The organism is Streptomyces lavendofoliae (assembly GCF_014649735.1).
Classification (GTDB): domain Bacteria; phylum Actinomycetota; class Actinomycetes; order Streptomycetales; family Streptomycetaceae; genus Streptomyces; species Streptomyces lavendofoliae.
Genome location: NZ_BMTP01000019.1, coordinates 1 through 20,040 on the forward strand (window position 1 = coordinate 1; position 20,040 = coordinate 20,040).

The window sequence follows — 20,040 nt, forward strand, 5'->3', positions numbered from 1 at the left end:
GCGGCGGCGACAACCGCTACGGCTACCCCGGCGACCCCATCAACCAATACGACCTCGACGGCAAACGCTGGGGCTGGTTGAAGAAGGCGTACCACTACGGCAAGAAGGCCTACCGGTACATCCGACGCGGCGCTGGGAACCTCAACTACAAGGCCAAGGCTCATGTCGGCCGCTGGATCTCCAATCGCTACAATGGCGGGCGTTCCCGGGTCTCCATCACCAACTCGAGGGGACGCTGGCACTACGACCTGTGGGGTAAGACCCACGGTGGTGTTCGTACCCCGCACAAGGTCTATCAGCCGCGTAACCATCGCGCTCCCCACGGATGGGGCAAAACCGAGCGCAAGGCCCATTCCATGGGCTGGCGTGACTTGGCTCGCGTGTGGTGGCACGCACGGAGGTGAAGAAGGTGACGATGTTTTACGGCATGATGCCCTGGGGCATTGAGAGTGAGATCATCTACTGTCAGCAGACAGCGATAGGTGATGTCGACCTCCACAATGCTGCAGACTTCCTGGGCGCGCATGAGTCGGAGGACGGGCATATACTGACGCTCCAATTCCGCACCATGGAAGAACAGACCCCCTTCGGCATCCGATTCGAGAACGTTACCGACCTCGAAATCAAGGATAAGCCGAATTACCATCCGGGAGACAAAAGCCTTTTCTACGCATTCCACAGCCTTGGTGACGGACTCTTCGAGTTTGAGGCCGCTACCATGGAAGGAAAGCTCAAAGCGACAGGTGTCGTCTTCGATGTAGCCGGCTAACGCTGGTCAAGGAAACGCTGCGGATCGAGCAATCTCGATTCGCAGCGTTTCTCGTATCTCAGTAAGGGAAACGGCACGGGGCCGGGAGGCATGCGCCACCCGGCCCCGGCTGTGCTTCGTTAGTTCTTTGGATCGGATCACACGGGTCAGATCCGGTGGACCGTGTGCAGCTTCTTCGCGTAGGTTCCCGTGCCGTCCAGGAGCGAGGCGCCGCCCAGGTCGGACATCGTGGGTCCGTTGACGGTCTTGCGGCTGGAGAGGAATCGACGCTTGCCAGCCGTGTCCTTACCCAGGTAGATGCCCACGTGGTCGACGGTGAGGGTCGGGTTGTCATCGCCCGAGTCGGCGTTGAAGAGCACCAGGTCGCCGGGTTGCAGCAGAGCCGCCGCGGGCGGGGCCGTGCCGTCGGTCGTCTGATCGATGCGTACGCCGGGCGCGTGGTTGACCATGTCCCGCGACTTGCGCGGAAGGCGGGTCTTCGAGGTGTCGGCGCCCGCTGCCATCGACACGCCCATGTGGTAGCCGTAGACCATGCGCGTGTAGCCGGAGCAGTCGAGGTTGCCGACCTGCTTGCTGGAGGGGCCGGTGTAGGTGCCGTCGGGGAAGGTCCAGCCGACGTTCATGTATTCGTGGAAGTCGGCGCCCTCGTAGCAGTAGCCCTGCGGGTCGAGATAGCCGTACCCCGACTCGCCCAGGATCTGCTTGTCCTTGGCCGGTCCGGATCCGCTGGTCACGGTCGGGGCTCCTGCGAGGAACATCGCCGCGTAGGCCAGGACGTCCGGCGCCGTGGAGCTGGCCCAGCCGCGGATGATCTGTTCGAGCGCCGGAGTCCAGGTGCCGTCGAACGGCTCAGGGAGCACACGCACCCACTCCCCGTGCGTGACGCTCGGCGGCGTCGCCCAACTGGCGGCGCCCACCTCGAAGCGGCTGACGAGCAGCTTGACCGGGAGGTTGGTGCAGCCGTCGTTGGCGAGCGCGCGCAGGCCGACGCGGCCCTTCCCGAAGGTGGAGTCGGTGACGTCCACGGTCCACGCGGACGGCTCGGTGGAGGCGGAGCGCCAAGCCTTGACCTGGATGCGGGCGTCTTGGCGGCGCACCCGGATCGTCCAGTCGGTGCCCGCGGGAACTCCCGTGGCGAGGGTTAGGGCCGTGGTCAGCTGGGTGACCGTGTCGGCGACTTCTTTCTCGACACGCAGTTCGACCGCGCCGGAGGTGAGGAACGACAGTCGGGCGCGGTAGCTGTTGTGGGTGTCCTGGTAGCCGAAGGACAGGGCGTACGAGCAAGCCTGGCCGGTGGGCACTTTGTCGAACCGAGCCACGGACCGCACGTCGACGTCGGTGATTTCGTCGTCGCGCAGCGTGGCGTGGCGGCTAGCGAAGTCGGTGGTCAGCGCGATGGTGCCGGTGCCCGGCACGACGGAGTAGTCGGTGTCGGCGGGGCCGAGGGTGGACCAGCTACCGCCGCCCCAGGAGGTGCCCCAGTACTTGCGGTCGGCCACCGGCAGCGACGTGTCCGGCAGCGTGCGCTGGAAGTCGTCGACGAACGGCTTCTTGTTCTCGGTGAACGTTCGCGTCGGGCCGGGCAGGACGACGGTCCGGGCGCCGTGGGTCAGCAGGGCTACGCGCTTGCCGCCGGAGGTGACCTCGGTGCGGGCGGGAGTGCCGGAGAGGGTGGTGGCGGTGAGCGGGGTGTGCAGCGTGACGGGGGTGAAGTACGACGCATTTAGCGGGGGCAACGTCACGGAGGAACGGGCCGAGGCCATGCCGGCCGGCCCGGGGAAGGGCTCGACGGGGACAGGTGTCGGCCCGACGGCCTGGGCCGGGGTGGCGACGAGGCCGCTCAGCGGGACGGTGGCAGCGGAGGCTGCGAAGAGCGCGAGAAGGCTGCGCCGTGAAGTGTGGGACATGAGGTCATGATCCGTGCAGGTCCGGTGAAGGTGATCATCACCCCTGGCCCAAGCCCGTTCTCGTACCGCGCGCGCAGTGTGCCCCTGTTTGCGGGTCTTGCATGACTGATAACCGCCTTGACTCTCATTGCCACAGGAAAGGAACCGCCGGGCTCCTTGCCCGTCACCGCCTCGTGGACGAGACCAGAGGGCTCACCTGAATGGGCCGCAGGCCCGTCAGAGCCCCTGTGACCAGGGGATGTACATTCTGTAATGGACGCAGCCCGCACGTGTACGCCGGTTGCCGAACAAGGCGTTGAAGGGGCGGGCTGCATGGAGCGGCGACGGATATGGGGAGCAGCGGCCACCGCAGTGGCCGTACTGGCAGGAGTGCTGGCTTCCCAGGCGATAACTGGCCACACTGACGGCCACTCTTCCGCAGACGGAAAGCCGGGGCCCGTGAAGTCCGAGGCGCGGACCGCCCAGTTGCAGACCAGTGGCGACGGGAGCAGCGCGGTGCTGGGGCAACGCGACACCAAGCCGTTCAGCATGCTGGGGGTGACGTGGACCGATCCGGCGGCGAAGGTAACGGGTGCGATCGAGGCACGCACGCGTGATGTGCAGTCGGGGGAGTGGTCGAAGTGGCTGCGCTTGGACGGGGACAGCGGCCAGGGGGAACGTGCTGCCGTACGCGGCGGCACCGAGCCCGCGTGGGTCGGGCCTTCCGACGGCGTTGAGGTACGGGTGCACTCGGGCGGTCAGTCCTCTTCCACGCTCCCTGCCGGGTTGCGCCTGGACATGATTGATCCGGGCACTGGCGGTGGGGCGGCCATAGGACCTGCGGCGTACGCCATCGAAGAGTCCGCCGAGCCGTCCTCTTCGTCGGTGCCCGAGCCCACAGAGCTCGAGACCACCGCACCGGAGCAGCCCGCCACAACGGCACCGGAACTCACGCCGACGGAGGAGCTGCCGACTGAGCCTTCGGCGAGCGAGTCGCCAACTGCTACCGAGACCTCCCAGGAGCCGAGCCCGACACCGCCCACGACGGCCGCGCCGTCGCCGAGTACGAGTTCCGCACCTACGGCGACGGTTCCGCCGGCACCCTCCTCCACCGCTCCGCGGCCGCCGGTCGTCTCGCGTGCGGACTGGGGTGCGGATGAGTCAATCAGCCCGGAGGAGCCTGGTTACCTGCCGGGCGGCAAGATCAAGGCGGTGGTCGTCCACCACACTGCCGAGTCCAACAGCTACAGCTGCGAGCAGGCGCCCGCCCTCGTACGTGGCATCTACGCTTACCACGTCAAGCAGCTCGGTTGGAAAGACCTCGGCTACAACTTCCTGGTCGACAAGTGCGGCACCGTCTACGAGGGCCGCAAGGGAGGCGTTGACCAGCCTGTTCAGGGCGCGCATGCCTACGGTTTCAACGCTGAGACGACCGGCATCTCGGTGCTGGGCACCTACACCGACGTGGCCCCCTCGCAGGCAGCCATGATGTCCGTTGCCAAGGTCGCCGCCTGGAAGCTCGGACAGTACGGCGTCGACCCGGCGAGCACCGCAACCCTCACCGCAGGCGACTCCGGCCGCAGCTACTCCGGCAAGACCTGGTCCAAGGGCGCACATCTGGCGTTCCCCGCCATTCACGGCCACCGCGACGGCTACAACACCCAGTGCCCCGGCAACGCCTTCTACGGGCAGCTGGGGACCATCCGCTCCTGGGCGGCCGGACCGGTCACTGGCTTGGCGATCAAGTCCGTCACAGGCGCCGGACTGTCCGGCACGACGTACTACACCAAGGCTGACGTCACCGTGAACTGGTCGGCCACCACCCCCGCCTCCCTGATCAAGCAGTACGAGCTGCTGGTCGACGGCAAACCGGTAGTCACCACGGCGGCAACCGCCACGTCGGCCAAGACCACCCTCACCATCGGCAGGCACACGGTCGCCGTACGCGCCACGCACCAGTCCGGCAAGCAGACCACGAGCGCCGCCGCGACCGTCGTCGCGGAGACCAGTGCCCCCTCCTTCACCACAAAGCCTTCCCTGGCCCTGCGGGCCGGCACCGTGGACACCTCCGCCGTGCCGGTGACATTGAGCTGGAAGGCGACCGATGGTGCGGCCCTGAAGGAGACCAGACTCACCACGCCCCTGGCCAAGGCTTATGGCCCCACGCTCACCAGCGCGAGTCATACCGCCAAGTCCGCCACCACGACGGCATGGAACATGACCGCCTATGACGTCGCCGGCAACACAGCCGCCGCCTCCGCGGCCGGCACGCCAGTGATCCTCCAGGAGACCGCAGCGGTCAAGTCCGGCACGTGGAGCACCAAGTCCTCCACCAGCTACCTGGGTGGCAAGTCCTTCTCGAGCTCCACCACGAACGCGTCGCTCACCTGGACCTTCACCGGACGTTCCGCCGCGTGGGTGGTCTCCCGGGCCTCCACCTCCGGCCAGGCCCACGTGTACGTCGACGGAGTCAAGGCGGCGACGCTCGACCTGAAGTCCGCCACCACGAAGTTCCGCGACGCCATTTGGACCAAGACATGGGCCACCTCGGCGAAGCACACGGTCAAGATCGTCATTGTGGGCACCGCCGGCAGGCCGGCCGTCACAACCGACGGCATCGTCTACCTCAAGTAGCACCCAGGAACGCCGGGAGATTTCGGCAGGCACCCGTCGCCGCCGACCCTCCCAGCTCTGCCGCGGACAACGACCAGCTTGCGAAGGCAGAAGACGTCTCGCCCGCCAATAGATGGAGGGCGGGGACCACTCGCGGTCCCCGCCCGGAATCTTCACCCAGCTGAAAAGCATGCGGCCCTGGTACTAGGTTTCCCCTGGCGCCAGGGCCGCTCTGTGTCCCTCACCGGCACCCGAGCCGGAGCGGATTACTTGGCGATAATCGCCACGGGGGCGTCCCAGTCGTTTCGGTCGACCGTGAGAGTCACCCCGCCGATGGTCTCCTTGCGATTGGCGGAGTACTGGTGGGCACGGCGGTGACCGGTCCACAGCGTCGGGCTCCATGCCCAGTCACGCGTGGTTGTCCGGACGTCATTCCAGTGGGCGTACCACAGAATGTCCGGCATATCGGTACGATCCTGGGCCGTGGCGACAGCGTGCGCACTCGTGGACTTGAAGCCGTAGTAGCCGGCCCAGTAGCCCTTGGCGTGCACAGCCCTGTTCCAGGCGCGGACGTATGTGAGAACCGCGCTGTTGCAGCCGCTGTTGTTAATGTCGTACGGCTCCATGTCCAGGTAGAGCGGGCTCCCGGGCTTCATGCCCAGCGCGCTGGCCTTCGCTACGGCGTCCGCCCCGTTTGCCGCGCCCTGGGAAGCGGCGGTCGACGCCACGATCTTCTCGGGGCTGCGACCGGTCTGGCACGGCGGCTGCGCGCCGACGTACAGCGGAATCAGCTTCCAGCCCGATGCGGAGACCGACTTCACCCACGACGGCGTCAGCTGCGGCTGGGCGCATCCCCGGTTCTTCCCGCCTATGTACACGGCGGCCGCCCCGTAGAAGGACGACGTCTTCCATGCCTTCATGGCGGACAGAGACGGGGCTGTGCACGTGTCGAAGGCCCGGCCTGAGTAGAGCGTTGGAGCGGGCAGCTTAGAAGCCGCAGTCGTCGTGGTGGATACGGCATTCGCGGTTAGCGCGCCGCCTGCGGCGACGGTGACGCCGGCAGCAGCCCAGGCAATTATGCGCTTCCGCTTCGACATGCGGTGTTTAGACATGTACGGGGGATTCCTCACTGGAGAGCTGGTCAGGCGAAGACCGCCTGTTCCGTGGGGTGGACCACACGGTGGGCGCTGATGCACTGGCCTGCCGGCCGATGAGGCTTCGCTACGCGGACCCTTGGCCTGGACCTGACAGACAGCCAGATGGTACTCGAGGTCTGCAATCCCTCCGTGAGCGGAGTAGTGGTTCAGTCAAGATCAGCCGATTCCGAAGCTCTCAAAGCCGCCCGGACGGTCAACCCGGCCCAGTTGGTGGTGCTTCCGGGAGGCCGACCTACCCGTCTCGTGCGGGCTTTCGCGATGACTGAAACGGCACACCCACGCCGTCGAACACGATCGACCGGACAAGACTCGGCCGACCGGTGAGCGTGGGCGTCTTACTGTGTGAGGACACTGCCCTCCTGTCGTTCAGCAAGGAGCATGAAGCGTGATCGTGGATATTGCCCCGCACGTGCGAGAAGCCGCTGCCCAGTTCGGGGCCGGTGCTCCCTACGCTGTGAAAGTTGTGGCGGGCCAGCTGGCGGAGAACCCGGGTATGGGCCAGCCCTCCGGTCTGCCCGGCATCTTCACCGTGACGGTCGAAGGCGACCTGTTCGAGGACTGCCCGGCCCTGGCCATCGGCTACGCCCGGGAGCCCGAGCGGATCGAGATCCGGTACCTGAACTTAGCCGGGCCCGCAACACCGGCCGAGCCCTCCGAGACCGTCGGACAGGACCAGGACCAGGACCAGGAACAGGAACAGGAACAGGACGACGATCCTGGCAGTCTCGCGGTGACCGTACGGGAGGTCGCCGATGCCTGGCAGCGCATCACCGGCTGGCTTCAGCGCAATGCGCCCAACTCGCATGCCGCGCTCCGTGAGGGCGCCAGCGCCGCCGCGATCGCCGCCCTGGAACAGGACCTCACCATTCGGATACCCGCCGACTTGCGTTCCCTGTGGCTCCTTGCCGCAGGCGACGACGGGGTCGACGGAGCAGGGTGTCTGCCCGGTAACCAGGCCCTGATGACCCTGGGGGCCGTAGCTGCCTTCTACCGGCAGCAAATGAACTCCCAGGCCCACCAGGACACCCTCAACGCTCACCGCCCCGAATACGACCGGATCACCGTGTGGAAGCCCAGCTGGATCCCGGTTGCCGCTGTGGGCGTCGCTGACCGTACCTCGGGCCTGTACCTGGACGCCGCGACCGGATACCTGGGCCGCTGGTCCCGCTACAACGAAGGCCCCGGCGAAGAGCTCGACACTCTGGTCACCTACTTGGAAGAGATGGCCGACATGCTTGCAGCGCCAGCGCTGGCCACGCGGGACAAGCCCGGTTTGGTCGGTGGGGCGCTGGTGTGGGGGAGCAGGCTCGATCCCGCAGTGGAGGATCAGTGGCAGCCTCTGATCGGCTGACCACGTGAGAAGGGGGCCGGCCCTGTGGGCCGGCCCCCTTACTGCTTCCCCTGTTGCCGGGCGGGTTTTGTCAGCCGATCTTGCGCCAGGTGCAGGTCGTCGCGGTTGATGTGCAGTGCTCGAACCCGGGAAGGGTGACGAAGAACCCGTCACCGTCCAGCATTCGCCATGACGGAGCCGGGAACCCGGTGAACGCCTGCTGGTTCTGCGTGCTGGGGATGGCCGCACGCCCGCATCGCTCCGTACCGCTCGGCCCGTTTGTTGCCGTGCGGGTGTCAGCGAGGATGCCGAAGTTCGCCGTACCGTCACCCATCTTGTCGGTGTACAGCTGGGCGCATTTGCTGCCGGATGTCACCAGGTTCACGCTCTTCGGGTAGCCGCCGGACTCGTGGGTCGAGGCCATGGCGAATTCGTCGCAGTCGACCGATCCCACCGACGCGTCGGACGGGTGGACGCTCCAGGTGTTGTCGCACACGCGGGTGCGGCTGTTGTCTGAGGTCCAGGTTCCGCCGGTGCTGTTCTTCACCGGCGTGTCGGGGCCCAGGTAGTGCATCAGGCTGTCCCACCGCTTCGAGCCGGCGTGATCGGGCATCACCTGCTGCATGTACCAGTAGTACGCGCCGGCTGCCGGATACAGGTTGGTGTCGACCGTCCAGTTCGGATTGTAGTACGGCAGCACACAGCCCGGCGCCGAGCCCTTGACGATGTCGTCGCAGCGCGGGGCGAGTTCACGGACGCGTGCGTCTCCGCTGGTGCCGAAGTCGGCGGTCGCCGAGGAGGTCAGGCTGGCGTCAACGGTGCCACGGATAGCCCATCCCAGGTCGATGATCTCCTTGCCCGTGCCGGACCAGGTGGTCTGAACAGTGCCGTAGCGGGCATTGAGCGGACCTACCTCTGAGAAGCTCCAGTGGCCGGTGGCGGCGGCGCCGTTGATGTCCGTCCACCGCGTCTGCGAGGTGGTGCAGGAGGTGCAGTTGTTGGTGGGTAGCCAGGTGAGGTTGACGCCTTGGAGAGCGGCGTCGATGCTGCGGGGCATCGCCACGAGCTGCTGGTCGAACTCGGCGAAGTCCGAGCCGGATGCACCCTTGTTCGGGTACGCCTTGATCCGCTGTTGCAGGTCGAACGTGGCCAGGCCCAGGGCGGGCAGATCCGGGTCGGCGTCCAGGAAGATCAGCGTGGCGGAGCCGAGGTTCTTCAGGCACGCCTCGCTGCGGGTCATGTAGTCCTTGCCGAGCGGCTTGCTCCCGCACCACGCCACCAGGTCAACGGGTCCGGCAAGCCCGGCCTGCGGGGATACTGCGGGCTCCTTGCTCTGCTTGGACGGCGGGGTGATCTCGATGCACAGCTTGCGGCCTCGCGTATCGACCGTCGAGCAGGACCGTTCACCGGTGGCCTTGCGGCCCGTGAGAGCAACGGCACCCGGGTCGGTACGGGTGACCTCGATGTCGGTCTGGGCCAATGGGTCGATGGTTGACGTCGTCTGCGGCGCGGGGAACTTCGTGTACGGCTCGATGCGGAAGTCCCCCCAGGGGGACCAGGTGGTTTCGTACAGGCTGCCGTCGAAGGCGGAGGTGCGGAACTTGTACAGCACGCCGGGCTTCAGCTTGCCGTACGGCACCGTCACCTTCGCCGTGCCGCCCGAGGCCACATACGGCGACACCAGCACACCGTGCTGACCTGACCCGTCGAGGTCGACCTGCGCCTTGGGGGTGCCGTCAGCGTTCGTGGTGTACACCTGGAATGTCAGGTTGGCGGTGTCGCCGTCCGCGTCTGTCACGGTGTTCCGCAGAACTACCTGTGGGGTGATGACCCGCCAGTAGGTGCCGGACTTGGCGAACTTGGGGCCGGCCGACGGTGTCTTGCCTGACACAGGCCGGTCACCCCCGGCGGCGATGGCAGCCAGGTCCTGCGGCCCGGCTGCCGCCACTGCCGCCGGAGATGCGGCCAGGCCGGGTGTGGGCGGGGTAGGGGCCGCCGCTGCGGTGCCCATCCCCGCCAGTAGCGCCAGCGCGGCACCAGTAGCAACGTGCCGCCACGCCGCCGTACGTAAGGGTTTCACTTCTTCAAGCTCCCTCTGTGTTTACGAATAGCACCCCAACACCTGTCGAACACACATGCGAGCACGAGTCGTAGAGGGAAATCCACCCGCCCTGAAGAAGTGACCGGAAACCCCTCTCCGGCAGTGATCGAAGTCCGGAAAGGAAGCGCCACGCCCGGCCAGGAAGGCAGGGCGCGGCGCTCAAGGTGGCGGGTGCTACTGGGTGGGGGTGTCGGTGACCACGAGGAACCGGGTCGCTGCTGAGGTCCATCACGACGCGGGCGGCGATGCCCTGATCCCGCTGGGCGGCAGCGCATTCGTCGGCGGGCCGCGAGCCTCGGGGGTGGCCAGCGGGGAACCTCTCCAGAAGACGGTGCGCTGTGCGGGAGACGGCGGCCGTCATCGGGCGTCGCCGTTCTCGTAGGCGTCGGTCAGCGGGCCGATGAGGTCGGCGCTCGCCGCCTCGCCGACCCACGCGCCGGACGCGAGAAAGACGGGTACAGCGTCGCGGTCGGCGTTGAAGATGACGACGTACGGCCCATACCGGTCGAAGACCAGCCCGCACGGCACCGGGATCGGTGCGGCGGCCAGGACCTCCAGCGCGTCGACGGTGAGCCGGGCGGGCGCGGCGGGGTCGCCGGACTGGGTGAGGGTGCCAGTTACACGCAGCAGGTCACCGAACTCGATCCCGGTTAGGAGCAGCTCGGTGATGGGGGGCGCCGGCCGAGCAGACGAGGGCCGTGTCCAGGGCATCCGGGCTGGCGATGTCCGCGTCGGCGGGTCGGACGATCAGCTCGAAGGTGACGGTGCCGCTCGGGCCGGAGGTGGGGAGGCTGTCGACGTAGCCGTCGACGGCGAGGTGCTTGGTGTCCATCAGCTGGCCTCCGCCAGGGTGTCGGTGGGGCGAGGGGAGCAGGGTCGGGTGGTGCGCTGGGCGATGTCCAGCAGCTCGCGGTTGCGCCGCTGCTGTTCGGGTGTGAGCGGGCGGGCCTTCGCGCCTTGGCGGTGCCAGTGCGGGGAGGCTGGCGGCTCGGGGTAGGCGAGGGCGTGGTCGACGTCGTGGTTACTGCTCATGGGGCCCCTAGGTGGAGGTGAGGGGTTCAGCCGTGGTCGGTCGTCGCGCCGCCCTTGGGCGCGTTGGAGACGAACCGCATCTCGCCGGGGTGCGCCGCGATCCAGAGCTCCGCGCAGACCTTGTGAACGGGCTCTTTGGCATCGGACCTCAGCGGGGTGGTGATGCCGCACAGCACGCACGGGGCAGGCGGGCCGAAGTGCCAGCCGTGGCGCCAGTTCAGGAGCTGGACCGGCGCCACGGGCTGCTCCGGTGGCGTGTGCACCGCGCAGTTGGCGACGTCCGGCGGTCACAGCCGCAGGTCGGGCAGCTGCTGGAGGACCTGGGCGACGAGGTCCGGTGTCGGCCTCCACGCGGGGAGCGCGCCTGTGGCGGGTACGGGCAGGGGCAACTCGCGGACGTCGTCGAGGACCAGGTGGTGCGCGCCGCGCTGAGCCCAGCGGCTGGTGCAGTGCTCGGGCCCCTGGTCCAGGTGGCAGTCGGTGAGCCGGGCGACGCCGATGACCGCGCCTCGGTGAAGCTCGCGGCCGCGGATCGCGGTGGCCACCAGCGGGTCCCGCAGCAGGGCGGGGTCCGGCTTCGCCTTCCCGGCGTGGATGAGGACCCAGCCGCGCCACGGCCAGTGGGCGGGCCTGTTCTCCACGTTCTTTCCGGCGAGGATGCAGGTGGCCCAGGGCTGGCGGATCGTGATGCCGCGGATCCAGTCGCCCGCCGACGGAAGGTTCTGGTGCTCATGCGGCTCGCCCCCACATCGCCGTGTCGGGCCTGCCCGCGCGGCGCCCGTTGACGGACGGCACGAGACGTGCGCGGCGGTCGCCAGGATCGCCTGGCCGGAGTGCTTGCCGTCGTACAGGGCGGCGTCGGCGGCCCGCTGCAACGCGGACAGGTCGCGGGATCCGACGACGTCCGGGGTTGCGGCGCCGACCGAGGCGGCGACGTCGACGGTGCGGCCGTTCTCGAGGGTGACCGGGGTGTGCAGCATCCGGACCAGCTGCTCCAGGCGGAGAGCGCGGCGGTCGGCGGGCAGCTGCAGGACGACGGCGAACTCGTCGCCTCCGAGCCGGCCGACCGCAGCCTGCGGGCCCGCCCAGGCCGTGAGGCGGGCCGCGATCGAGGCGAGGACGGTGTCGCCCGCCGCGTGCCCGAGCCGGTCGTTGATCTCCTTGAACCTGTCGGAGTCGACCATGACCACGGCCACGTCGCCGTGGCGGGCCAGGAGCCGGCGGGCGCGGGCGGTGTAGGCGTCACGGCGCAGCAGGCCGGTGAGCGGGTCGCATCGTGTGGCGGCCAGGCGCCGGTGCAGGGCGATGGCGTGTACGGCCCAGCCGGTCAACGGCACGGCCGCGGTCGTCAGTAAGAGTGTGCGCTGCCCGAACCGGGCCTGTGTGCGCAGGACGGAGTCCATACTGGGGATCTCCCTCTCGTCTCGTACGGGATGGGAAGGCCCGGGGCAGGCGGTCGGTTTGGACGCCGTGAGCGCCTGTCCCGGGGCGGATCTACAGCTCGAAGTCGCCGTCGTCGCGCGGGTCCAGCTGTACGGGTCGTTCCAGCGGCCGACGGTCGCCGCCTTCCAGTCGAGCTCCCAGCCGGGCCGGTAGCCGCGTGCCGTCCAGCCGTCCGGCCTCCTGCCGGGGACCTCGAGCCCGGCCTGCCGCGCGGCGGCGGCCTGGTCGTAGACCTCGTGGGCGATCCGTACGGCGGCGCTGCGGCTGTCGGCGTGGCCGGTGAAGACGTGCACACCGCGCGAGCCGGCGGTGTTCCTGATCGGGACGTCGACCTCGTAGAGGGGGAGCAGGGTCATGACGTCCATCTCCTTTCGTTCTTCTCGGCGCTGAGGGACCACCGCGACCGCCCCGGCCTCACGTCGTACGCGAACCAGGGCGCACGGAGGACCATCACCGGCTACGGCGCGGGGCGGTTCCTCGGCGTGGACCTCGTACACGTCGAGGACGTCCTCGACGCCGGACCAAGTGCCGGGGGCGTGGCGGATGTAGACGATGCGCAGCGGGGAGCCGTTGCGGGCAGGGACGCCGTGCTCGTGGACCAGGTGCTTCTTGAGGGCCGAGCGGACGGCCGGGGCCACGGACCGGGCGGGCATTTGGGACGGGAACGGCAGGATGCGGGCGCCGTCGACGGTGGTGTACTGCAGGGCCTGGCGCGGCCAGAGGCGGGCGGTCATCGCGCCGTGCTCGCGCAGGCCTGAAAGTGGGCTTCGTAGTACGCCTTCGCGGCGGCGGACATGGGCATGAGCGGGTCTCCTTCGGAGTGCCGGTCCGGATCAGAAATCGAGCCGGATCGTGATGGGGGTGCGGCGGTCGCCGTAATCGCGGCGGGGGTCGTGGACGGTGCGGCGGTGGGCGGCGAGCCCGGCCGCGCCGCCCTGGAGGGGGATGCGGCACTCACCGCAGCCGTGCCACCACTCGTCCCCGGCCGGGAGGTCGGCCGGGGTGAGCGGGTGCGGGTGCGGTCCCTTGGCGGCTCGGCTCATTCGCGGACCGCCGCGGCGTACTGCTCGTCCAGGTCCGCGCGGCCGTCGAGGTCGTCGTCCATACCGGCCGCGTGGTCGTCGGCCTCCTGGTCGACGTCGTCGTAGCCGCCGTGGACGTCGCAGACGATGTCGTCGCGGTGCCCAAGGTCGCCGGTGAGCGCGCGGTGCAGGCAGGTGACGCTGTAGGCCGGCGTCCAGGCGGTGGCGCTGCACTCGGGGTCGAACGGGCACGGCACGGCGATGTCGAACCCGAAGTCGCCCTCGCCGTCGACGTCCAGGCGCAGCGCGAGGGTGAGGTGCTGCTGGCCGAGGCGGATCTCGCCGACGCGGTCCCCGCCGGCGATGTCGGAGTCGTCCTCCCACCGCCACATCGGCAGGATCTCCTCGCCGAAGAACCGGCGTACGAGGAGCAGGTGGCCCAGGCCGTCGCCGCCGTCCAGGCCGAGGTCGGCCTGCCGGGCCTCGCTCAGGTGCCGCAGGTACAGCTCCAGCCGGTTCAGGTCGTGGGCGAAGAGGACCTGGGTGAAGCCCTCCCGGGCGAGGCTCTGGTGGGAGAAGGTCATCGCCTCGTGCTGGCGCCGGGCGACGTCGTCGGGCACGCGCCGGTTCGCCGGGCGCGGCTGCTGCCGCTGGAGGCACAGCGACAGCGGCGTGGCGACGACGACCGCGACCGTCGGCACGCCGTACTTCTTCGCCGTCATCACCAGCTCGACCCTGACGGTGTCCTGCACGTTCGTCGCGTCGATGACCGTGTTCAGGCGGCGGGCCATCCGGCGCTCCAGGATGAGCTTGAGGACGTCGGCGGCGTCGGCGGTCGCGGACTGGTCGCCCGGGTCGTCGCTGACGGTGCCCCTCAGAGCGTCGAGGGAGAGGACCTGGGAGGCCGGCCAGGTGCGGGCCAGCGTCGACTTGCCGGCGCCGCTGGCGCCGATCAGCACGACGAGCGCGTTCTCCGGAAGCCGCGGGTGCATCTGACTCACGTGTCGTCTCCTTGCGGTTCAAGGGCGCGGGCGGCCCAGGTCATGCGCTGCCCGGCGTTGTCGGTGATCAGGGCGGCGACCTCGTGCAAGGAGCGGGAGGCGACGCCGTCGCGGTAGGGCTCGAGCTGCTCCGCACGACGGGCGGCGGTGCTGACGAGCTGGGCGAGCGTGGGGAAGAGGCCGCCGGGGACGTCGATGTCCTCCTGGAGCTCGCGCAGGATCGCGGCGAGCTCGGGGGCGTCGATGTCGCCGGCGGTCAGGTCGTCCTCGATCTGCTGGAGGGCGAGCTGGGCGATGCCGAGCGAGGCGCGCACCCGGTCCAGGCGGGTGCGGGGCCGTGCGGTCACCGGGTGGTCGCCCCGATGATGGCGACCAGCGCGGCGGCCGTCTCCCAGCCGTGGTGCCAGGCGCTGTCCAGGCAGTACGCGCCGTTGATGCCGTGATCGGCCAGGCGCCAGAAGTTGCCCTTGCCGGTCTTCGTGGCGAGCGTCTCCAGGAGCCCGTCCGGCACCCGGCGGTCTGCGGCGTAGTGCGTGACGAACGACAAGGCGAGCGCGGCCGCGGCGGCGCCGGGGTGCAGCCGGATGCCCAGGATGCGGGCGCCGGCCCCGACCGCGAGGGCCTGGGTGGCGGTGTAGGTCAGGCAGTGCCAGGCGCACGCCTTGATGCCGTCCGAGGTTCCGTGGACGGTCGGCTCGGCGTCCGGGTCGTCGGTGGTGAGGTACACGGGCTTGTCGTCGGTGGCGCCCTTGACCCGGGCGCAGTAGTCGCTCTGGATCCAGTGGTCACCGATGTTGGACCCGGCGCGACCGAGACCGAGGACGGCGGCGAAGAGGGCGGAGCGATGCGTCATGCTGGATTTCTCCTGATCTCGAAGGGTGAAGGAGCGGGCGGCCGGCCCTTTGCCGATGGGCGGCCGCCCGAGGTCCGACCCCGGCCGCACCGGCCGGGGTCGGGTCGTTCGGAACGGGGGCTCGTCCGGCCAGGCGGCGCGGACGGGCAGAAGCCGGATGCGCCAGGTGGGCCGGTTCGCCCAGCAGCCGCACGCCTCCATCTCCGGGTTCGCGCCGTCGACCCACCAGCCGCCGTCGCCCCGGCAGTCGGGGCAGGAGCGGCAGGGCTGGGGCGTCAGCTCGATGCGGTGCCGGTCGGCGTACAGCCGCCGGTGCCCGGCCTTGAGCGCGACGACGACGGCCCCGGCTGCGGCGGCCTGGAGGGCGGCGAGCAGCAGGGCGGCCCGCAGGCGGCGGCCGGTCACGTCAGCGGGATCGCGCGGCAGGCGGTGGCGTGGTCGTTGGCGTCCGGCCGGATGCGGAACAGGTAGCTGACTTCCGGGGCGCGGGAGGAGTCGCCGCAGCCGTGGCAGCTCCAGCGGTTGTCGTGGGCGTTCTCGCCGGAGCCGGTGACGTCGACGTACGAGCCGCCGGTGGTGGCGAACCGGATGAGCAGGCCCTTGGGGCGGTCGGGCTCGGTGAAGGCGGAGGTACGCAGGGCGGTACGCATCGTGTGTCCTCTCGGGTCATGCGGCAAGCCGGTGATCCGGCGCCGGGGGAGCGATGTAGGAGTTGGGGTCGGCAGGCGTGCCGTCGAAGCACTCCAGACAAGAGCCCAAGTTCTGCAAGGGTGCTGGCGGAGTGCACTTGTTCCGTAGCTGCGGTATTCCAGTGCCAAGGCGCCACGGAAGCCGCTTGCCATCGCCTGTCCTCGGGGTAGCCAGCTGTGACTGAGCGGGGTAGTTGGCCGCGCGGAGTTGTGCCGGGCAAGCCCCCTTCGGGTACGGCTGGAGTCCGTCGCTAGGCTCCGGGCCCATGACCAGTGATTTGGGGTTCACCTGCACGTGCTGCGGGGCCCACCACCCTGAGCTGCCGATGAACTACACGGCCGAGGCCCCCGCCGTGTGGGATCCGGCCTTCGCCGACGCCGACGACTGCTTGCTCTCCACGGACCAGTGCGTGGTCCGCGCTCAGCACTACTTCGTCAAAGGCCTGATCGAGATGCCGGTCATCGGCAGCGACGAGGCGTTCTCCTGGGGCGTCTGGGTCTCGCTCAGCCGACAAAGCTTCTCCCGGGCCTCAGACCTGTGGGACAGACCCGGCCGCGAAACGGAGAAGCCCTACTTCGGCTGGCTCACCACCGATCTTCCGGTGTACCCGGCGACGACGCTCAATTTGAAAACGCGCGTCCATACCCGCCCGGTCGGCGAGCGCCCCTTCGTCGAGCTGGAGCCCACCGACCACCCCCTCGCCGTCGAGCAGCGCACAGGGATCAGCCTGGAGCGCGTGCGGGAGATTGCGTCGGCCGTGCTCCACGCCGGTGACGGCGAGCAGCGGTAATGGCCGACCAGCCCGTATCGCCCGTCCCAGTCGCGCCTGCCGGCCTGAGCCGCAGGGCCCAGCGGTTCATCGAGACGGAGGGCATCCGCGTTCGCCGACAGGACATCCGGCGACACCACGACGCGTGGATCGAGCACGGGATCCCCGCGGCAGAGATCGAACGGGCCACTGCCTTCCAGGACCGCTGGGGCGGCCTCACCCTGCCGTCAGCCCCGTTCTACGAGGGCGGCCCGCGCATCCTGGACGCCGACTGCCCCCAAAGAGACGCCCGCAGAAGGCTGGTCATTCCCGGCAGGAGACTGCCGGGTGTCCATGGCCTACCGTTTCATGATCGGCCCCGACGGTGCGTTCGGCATCGACGCCTACCGCTGGACGCCCCTGCATGCCAGCACTGACGGATGGGTGGAATCCCTGGCGCTCGCCGCTCATGCCCGCCGCTGGGCCACGACCGTCACAAGGGTCACGCACAATGCCGTCGACGCACTGGATCTCGGCGCATTCGAGCCCGTCCCCGAAGTACAGGGTGTGACGGACTCTTGGTGGCGGGGCAAGGACTCCCTCATCGCCGTGTACCGGGGGGAGGTCGTGGGCTTGACGCCCCGCAATGCCTCGAAGCACACATCTATGGGGGTCTTGACGAGTGGGGCCTCCATGGCAACTGACCCGCGGGCCTTGGAACTGGGCCTGCCCGTGCTCAGTAACAGCAGGGCAAGGGAGGGGCTGGCTCTGTTCCGCGGCGGCAAGGCAAGATCGACTGTGTGATACGCAATCCTCACGACGATGCCGAGTTGCTGGCCTTGGTTCGCCGCTATGTCACGCCCGAGCGGCGCTACCTGAAGCTCGGCGGCGGCTTGCTGCGCATGCAAAGTCCTGAGTGCGATCGATTCATGCAAGATCTCCTTGAGGACGCAAGACTCATCACCGCCGATGAGATCGCCAAGCTTCTTGAAGGCGGCTGGCGAGAGCGGAGAACTGCGGCTTGGCTCATAGCTGTCTCCCGCCGGACCGAGTTCCGTGAGCGCCTCGGGAAACTCCTGCTGGCCAGCGAGGTCTGCTGCGCTGGGCTGGCCTACAGCGTGGCCCTGGCCAGTTTTGGAACGGCGCGCGACGCCGATCTGCTCGCCGCCTACCTGGATCGCTACCTCCGTCGTCCTGACCTCGGATACGACCAGACGGTCGTCATGGGCGCCCTCCAGTTCATCGACCTGAACCTCGGAGGTGGTCAAGCCGACCGCTTCCGGCAACCGGGTGGCCTGTGGCAGCAGTGGCTCCAGGATGCACCGCACATGCAGGACCACTCGGACCCCGCTCCCTACTTTTTGAGCCTCATTCGTCGGCTCTGCGCGTTCATCGACGAATGCGCAGAGGCGCTATGACCGGCCCCTTCTCCCGGTGATCTCTCTGGGCCGAGATCGCCGCCCGGGGGAGCGGTCAGATCTGTGTACGGGACGCGAGGTAGTCGAGCCAGTCGCGTCTGGAGTATTCGGTCCAGCGGGTGGCGTTGCTGATGCTGGTGCCGGTGAAGTCGGCGAGGACGGACACCGGTAGGTCTGTGGCGAGCGCGAGACGAGCGTTGTTGCGGCCGGCGCGGGGCGCAATGCCGTGTCGGCGGAGCTTGAAATTGAGGTAGGTAGCTCCGAGGGCGGGCGGGCTCCTGGCCGGGGAACAGCCACGGTGTTGTGCTGGCTGGGACCAGATCATGGCGAGGGAGCCGAGCCCGAACAGCAGCCAGGCGATGCGAGCTCCGGCGTTGCCGAAGCACCCGCCGACCAGGCCGACCAGCCCGGTCAGCTGCCAGAACGCGTACAGGGCGGCCGGGGCGACCGGCAGGTGCGCGGCCTGGTCGGCGAGGAAGACGCGGACGGGGTGGTCGACCGTGTCCCACAGGCCGCTGCCGTTCCGGGCGTCGGAGGCCGGGACGGCGGACAGGACCTTGAGCGTGGCGGAAGCGATGTCGCCGGCGGCGTCCAGCATCAGCACGATGAGGGTGAGTCCGCCGACCAGGACGGCGGCTTTGATCCAGTTGGCGGCCTCGTGCCAGCGTGGTTGAGCAGGTCGAAGAAGTTCGGGTTGTGCTAACCGTTGATGGGCTTGTCGTCGGACTGCATGGCGGGGCGACTCCCTCGCTCGGGTTCGTGTGATGGGCGGTGGTGCGCAGGCCGGACGGCCTGGCCCGCACCCGACCGCGAGAGGGTTCGGATGCGAGGCAGGTGGTCCGGAGCAGGGAGTCAGAGGCCGCGGGCGTCGGCGAGGCCGGCGGCCTGGTCGAGCATTCGCATCGGGACGCGGCCGGAGCCGTGGGCGTCGTTGAAGGACGGCACGGAGTCGACGTGCTCGCCGAAGCGGCGGCGGATCGCGTCCAGGAGCACGGAGGTGGCGTCGGCTTCCAGGCCGCTGTCGCCGCCGGCCTCGGCGTGGATGGCTCCGAGCAGGCAGCGGGCGCCGTCCTCGTCGACCAGGGCGCCGGAGCACCAGCCGCCGGTGAGCAGGCGGTGGTGGGCGCGCTGCAGCAGGGCCGCGACCGGGGTCGGGTAGGGCTCGGGCGGCGGCTGGAGCGTCGGGGTCAGCGGGACGGTGACGACGTCGGCTAGGTCTACGGGCTCGATGGGGATGTGCGCGGTGTTGACCTCGTAGGCGACGGCCGCTTCGTCCAGGCGCGCCGTCATCTCCATGTTCACGAGGGTGAGGCGTTCCTCGAGGGTCAGTGCCGTCGGCGGCGCGGTGGCGGCCTGGCGGGTGGTCGGGGCGGGAGGGTGTATCGCGGGGAGGGGGCGGTGTCGGGCATGGCGGGCTCCAGACGGGAACGCGAAGGGCACCGCCGGAGAACCATCCCGGCGGCGCCCTTCGGCGCTGTACAGCAGGTGATTTGGGGCTGGCGGGTGGGTAGTCACCGCCCGGCGCCCCGGGCATCCTCGATCCGGCTGGTGCACGGCGGAGGGAATCGGGTGGAGTTCGTCTTCGAGTGCGGTTGGTGCGGCGGAGACAACTACTTCGTCGGCAGGCAGGTCGGCTGGTGGGTCGACAAATGGGAGATCCCGTCGGAGTGGGACTGCCGCTTCTGCGACGGGCTCAACTACACGCCGGACCCGCCGTGGACCGAGGCGTAGGTCGGAAGCTGGCGAGCAGACCGGCGAGCGCGGTCAGGCCGGTGTTGATGGCCGGGGCCAGGCCGGTCGCGGCGAGGGTGAAGCCGAACAGCGTGCAGGTCAGCGCGGGTCCGAAGCGGACGTGTCCGCCCTTGACCAGGACGACGACGATGATGGCGAGCAGCGCGGCGGCGGAGATGGACAGGCCCACGACAGGGGTGCTCCTTCATGAACAGTGGGGGCCGGCCGCCGTTCGGGCGGGCCGAA

At 69.1% G+C, this 20,040-nt stretch carries 23 protein-coding genes and 2 pseudogenes; 8 read left to right on the plus strand and 17 right to left on the minus strand.

Annotated features, from left to right (window positions below; translation table 11 throughout):
* Window positions 1–404: hypothetical protein (locus tag IE109_RS28025; protein WP_189554161.1), on the plus strand; the 404-nt coding region annotated here is incomplete at its 5' end.
* Window positions 386–769 carry a hypothetical protein gene (locus IE109_RS28030; RefSeq protein ID WP_189554162.1) on the plus strand — a complete coding sequence of 128 codons (384 nt, stop codon included), beginning with the start codon at window positions 386–388 and terminating at the stop codon, window positions 767–769. The genes IE109_RS28025 and IE109_RS28030, both read left to right, overlap by 19 nt.
* 146 nt (window positions 770–915) lie before the next feature.
* Here the strand turns inward: IE109_RS28030 and IE109_RS28035 are convergent, their stop codons facing one another.
* Complete coding sequence (locus IE109_RS28035) at window positions 916–2,676, minus strand: NlpC/P60 family protein (RefSeq protein ID WP_189554163.1); 1,761 nt, start codon at window positions 2,674–2,676, stop codon at window positions 916–918.
* Window positions 2,677–2,988: 312 nt separating this feature from the next.
* Between IE109_RS28035 and IE109_RS28040 the strand changes: the two genes are divergently transcribed.
* Complete coding sequence (locus IE109_RS28040) at window positions 2,989–5,289, plus strand: peptidoglycan recognition protein family protein (RefSeq protein ID WP_189554164.1); 2,301 nt, start codon at window positions 2,989–2,991, stop codon at window positions 5,287–5,289.
* Between the two features lie 245 nt (window positions 5,290–5,534).
* Here the strand turns inward: IE109_RS28040 and IE109_RS28045 are convergent, their stop codons facing one another.
* The gene (locus IE109_RS28045; protein ID WP_189554165.1) at window positions 5,535–6,380 is read right to left on the minus strand and encodes a glycoside hydrolase domain-containing protein; all 846 of its coding nucleotides are present in this window, start codon (window positions 6,378–6,380) and stop codon (window positions 5,535–5,537) included.
* A gap of 430 nt (window positions 6,381–6,810) precedes the next feature.
* Here IE109_RS28045 and IE109_RS28050 point away from each other — a divergent pair, with 430 nt between their 5' ends.
* A complete protein-coding gene (locus tag IE109_RS28050; protein ID WP_189554166.1) occupies window positions 6,811–7,776 on the plus strand; it encodes an SMI1/KNR4 family protein in 966 nt (321 codons plus the stop codon).
* A 70-nt stretch (window positions 7,777–7,846) separates the two neighbouring features.
* Here IE109_RS28050 and IE109_RS28055 read toward each other — a convergent pair whose 3' ends face one another.
* From IE109_RS28055 to IE109_RS28115, 12 genes and pseudogenes are all read right to left on the minus strand, one after another.
* Window positions 7,847–9,766 carry a hypothetical protein gene (locus IE109_RS28055; protein ID WP_229891632.1) on the minus strand — a complete coding sequence of 640 codons (1,920 nt, stop codon included), beginning with the start codon at window positions 9,764–9,766 and terminating at the stop codon, window positions 7,847–7,849.
* A gap of 73 nt (window positions 9,767–9,839) precedes the next feature.
* Complete coding sequence (locus IE109_RS34240) at window positions 9,840–10,217, minus strand: DUF8839 family protein (protein ID WP_506417187.1); 378 nt, start codon at window positions 10,215–10,217, stop codon at window positions 9,840–9,842.
* A complete protein-coding gene (locus tag IE109_RS28060) occupies window positions 10,214–10,567 on the minus strand; it encodes a hypothetical protein (protein WP_189554168.1) in 354 nt (117 codons plus the stop codon). The genes IE109_RS34240 and IE109_RS28060 overlap by 4 nt, the downstream gene beginning before the upstream one ends.
* A gap of 120 nt (window positions 10,568–10,687) precedes the next feature.
* A complete protein-coding gene (locus tag IE109_RS28065) occupies window positions 10,688–10,888 on the minus strand; it encodes a hypothetical protein (RefSeq protein WP_189554169.1) in 201 nt (66 codons plus the stop codon).
* Between the two features lie 26 nt (window positions 10,889–10,914).
* Complete coding sequence (locus IE109_RS28070) at window positions 10,915–11,127, minus strand: hypothetical protein (protein WP_229891633.1); 213 nt, start codon at window positions 11,125–11,127, stop codon at window positions 10,915–10,917.
* Window positions 11,128–11,175: 48 nt separating this feature from the next.
* A complete protein-coding gene (locus tag IE109_RS28075; protein ID WP_189554239.1) occupies window positions 11,176–11,586 on the minus strand; it encodes an ASCH domain-containing protein in 411 nt (136 codons plus the stop codon).
* A gap of 31 nt (window positions 11,587–11,617) precedes the next feature.
* Window positions 11,618–12,291 (minus strand): annotated as a pseudogene (locus IE109_RS28080) (GGDEF domain-containing protein).
* A gap of 873 nt (window positions 12,292–13,164) precedes the next feature.
* The gene (locus IE109_RS28090) at window positions 13,165–13,374 is read right to left on the minus strand and encodes a hypothetical protein (protein ID WP_189554170.1); all 210 of its coding nucleotides are present in this window, start codon (window positions 13,372–13,374) and stop codon (window positions 13,165–13,167) included.
* Window positions 13,371–14,345 carry an AAA family ATPase gene (locus IE109_RS28095; protein WP_189554240.1) on the minus strand — a complete coding sequence of 325 codons (975 nt, stop codon included), beginning with the start codon at window positions 14,343–14,345 and terminating at the stop codon, window positions 13,371–13,373. Before IE109_RS28095 ends, IE109_RS28090 begins: the two co-directional genes overlap by 4 nt.
* A 5-nt stretch (window positions 14,346–14,350) precedes the next feature.
* Window positions 14,351–14,701 (minus strand): hypothetical protein, encoded by a 351-nt coding sequence (locus IE109_RS28100; RefSeq protein ID WP_189554171.1) that lies wholly within the window; start codon window positions 14,699–14,701, stop codon window positions 14,351–14,353.
* Window positions 14,698–15,612, minus strand: coding sequence for a hypothetical protein (locus IE109_RS33930; RefSeq protein ID WP_308431401.1), 915 nt, complete (start codon window positions 15,610–15,612; stop codon window positions 14,698–14,700). Before IE109_RS33930 ends, IE109_RS28100 begins: the two co-directional genes overlap by 4 nt.
* Window positions 15,609–15,857 carry a hypothetical protein gene (locus tag IE109_RS28115; RefSeq protein ID WP_189554172.1) on the minus strand — a complete coding sequence of 83 codons (249 nt, stop codon included), beginning with the start codon at window positions 15,855–15,857 and terminating at the stop codon, window positions 15,609–15,611. The genes IE109_RS33930 and IE109_RS28115 overlap by 4 nt, the downstream gene beginning before the upstream one ends.
* Before the next feature lie 365 nt (window positions 15,858–16,222).
* Between IE109_RS28115 and IE109_RS28120 the strand changes: the two genes are divergently transcribed.
* From IE109_RS28120 to IE109_RS28130, 3 genes and pseudogenes are all read left to right on the plus strand, one after another.
* The gene (locus IE109_RS28120; protein ID WP_229891674.1) at window positions 16,223–16,687 is read left to right on the plus strand and encodes a DUF2199 domain-containing protein; all 465 of its coding nucleotides are present in this window, start codon (window positions 16,223–16,225) and stop codon (window positions 16,685–16,687) included.
* Window positions 16,687–17,349: pseudogene (locus tag IE109_RS28125) on the plus strand (hypothetical protein). The gene IE109_RS28120 and the pseudogene IE109_RS28125 overlap by 1 nt, the downstream one beginning before the upstream one ends.
* A gap of 96 nt (window positions 17,350–17,445) precedes the next feature.
* Window positions 17,446–18,063 (plus strand): DUF6000 family protein, encoded by a 618-nt coding sequence (locus IE109_RS28130; RefSeq protein ID WP_189554174.1) that lies wholly within the window; start codon window positions 17,446–17,448, stop codon window positions 18,061–18,063.
* A 55-nt stretch (window positions 18,064–18,118) separates the two neighbouring features.
* Here IE109_RS28130 and IE109_RS33400 read toward each other — a convergent pair whose 3' ends face one another.
* Together IE109_RS33400 and IE109_RS28145 are read right to left on the minus strand one after the other, a co-directional pair.
* Entirely contained in the window at window positions 18,119–18,661 is a 543-nt protein-coding gene (locus tag IE109_RS33400; protein ID WP_229891635.1) for a hypothetical protein, read from the minus strand.
* A 254-nt stretch (window positions 18,662–18,915) separates the two neighbouring features.
* The gene (locus tag IE109_RS28145) at window positions 18,916–19,359 is read right to left on the minus strand and encodes a DUF6197 family protein (protein WP_229891637.1); all 444 of its coding nucleotides are present in this window, start codon (window positions 19,357–19,359) and stop codon (window positions 18,916–18,918) included.
* 273 nt (window positions 19,360–19,632) lie between these two features.
* Between IE109_RS28145 and IE109_RS28150 the strand changes: the two genes are divergently transcribed.
* Window positions 19,633–19,794: a hypothetical protein gene (locus IE109_RS28150; RefSeq protein ID WP_189554175.1), complete on the plus strand. Its 162-nt coding sequence runs from the start codon at window positions 19,633–19,635 to the stop codon at window positions 19,792–19,794.
* Here IE109_RS28150 and IE109_RS28155 read toward each other — a convergent pair.
* Window positions 19,757–19,984, minus strand: coding sequence for a hypothetical protein (locus IE109_RS28155; protein ID WP_189554176.1), 228 nt, complete (start codon window positions 19,982–19,984; stop codon window positions 19,757–19,759). The two genes, IE109_RS28150 and IE109_RS28155, sit on opposite strands and share 38 nt — an antisense overlap.
* Between the last annotated feature and the right edge of the window lie 56 nt (window positions 19,985–20,040).

Excerpts from the sequence above, each read along its gene's own strand:
- IE109_RS28115 (WP_189554172.1), bottom strand. The coding sequence starts at position 15,857 with ATGCGTACCGCCCTGCGTACCTCCGCCTTCACCGAGCCCGACCGCCCC.
- IE109_RS28045 (WP_189554165.1), bottom strand. The coding sequence starts at position 6,380 with ATGTCTAAACACCGCATGTCGAAGCGGAAGCGCATAATTGCCTGGGCT.
- IE109_RS28035 (WP_189554163.1), bottom strand. The coding sequence starts at position 2,676 with ATGTCCCACACTTCACGGCGCAGCCTTCTCGCGCTCTTCGCAGCCTCC.
- IE109_RS28090 (WP_189554170.1), bottom strand. The coding sequence starts at position 13,374 with ATGAGCCGAGCCGCCAAGGGACCGCACCCGCACCCGCTCACCCCGGCC.
- IE109_RS28040 (WP_189554164.1), top strand. The coding sequence starts at position 2,989 with ATGGAGCGGCGACGGATATGGGGAGCAGCGGCCACCGCAGTGGCCGTA.
- IE109_RS34240 (WP_506417187.1), bottom strand. The coding sequence starts at position 10,217 with ATGACGGCCGCCGTCTCCCGCACAGCGCACCGTCTTCTGGAGAGGTTC.
- IE109_RS28120 (WP_229891674.1), top strand. The coding sequence starts at position 16,223 with ATGAACTACACGGCCGAGGCCCCCGCCGTGTGGGATCCGGCCTTCGCC.
- IE109_RS28095 (WP_189554240.1), bottom strand. The coding sequence starts at position 14,345 with ATGCACCCGCGGCTTCCGGAGAACGCGCTCGTCGTGCTGATCGGCGCC.
- IE109_RS28065 (WP_189554169.1), bottom strand. The coding sequence starts at position 10,888 with ATGAGCAGTAACCACGACGTCGACCACGCCCTCGCCTACCCCGAGCCG.
- IE109_RS33400 (WP_229891635.1), bottom strand. The coding sequence starts at position 18,661 with ATGCTGGACGCCGCCGGCGACATCGCTTCCGCCACGCTCAAGGTCCTG.
- IE109_RS28055 (WP_229891632.1), bottom strand. The coding sequence starts at position 9,766 with ATGGGCACCGCAGCGGCGGCCCCTACCCCGCCCACACCCGGCCTGGCC.
- IE109_RS28145 (WP_229891637.1), bottom strand. The coding sequence starts at position 19,359 with ATGGAGATGACGGCGCGCCTGGACGAAGCGGCCGTCGCCTACGAGGTC.
- IE109_RS28060 (WP_189554168.1), bottom strand. The coding sequence starts at position 10,567 with ATGCCCTGGACACGGCCCTCGTCTGCTCGGCCGGCGCCCCCCATCACC.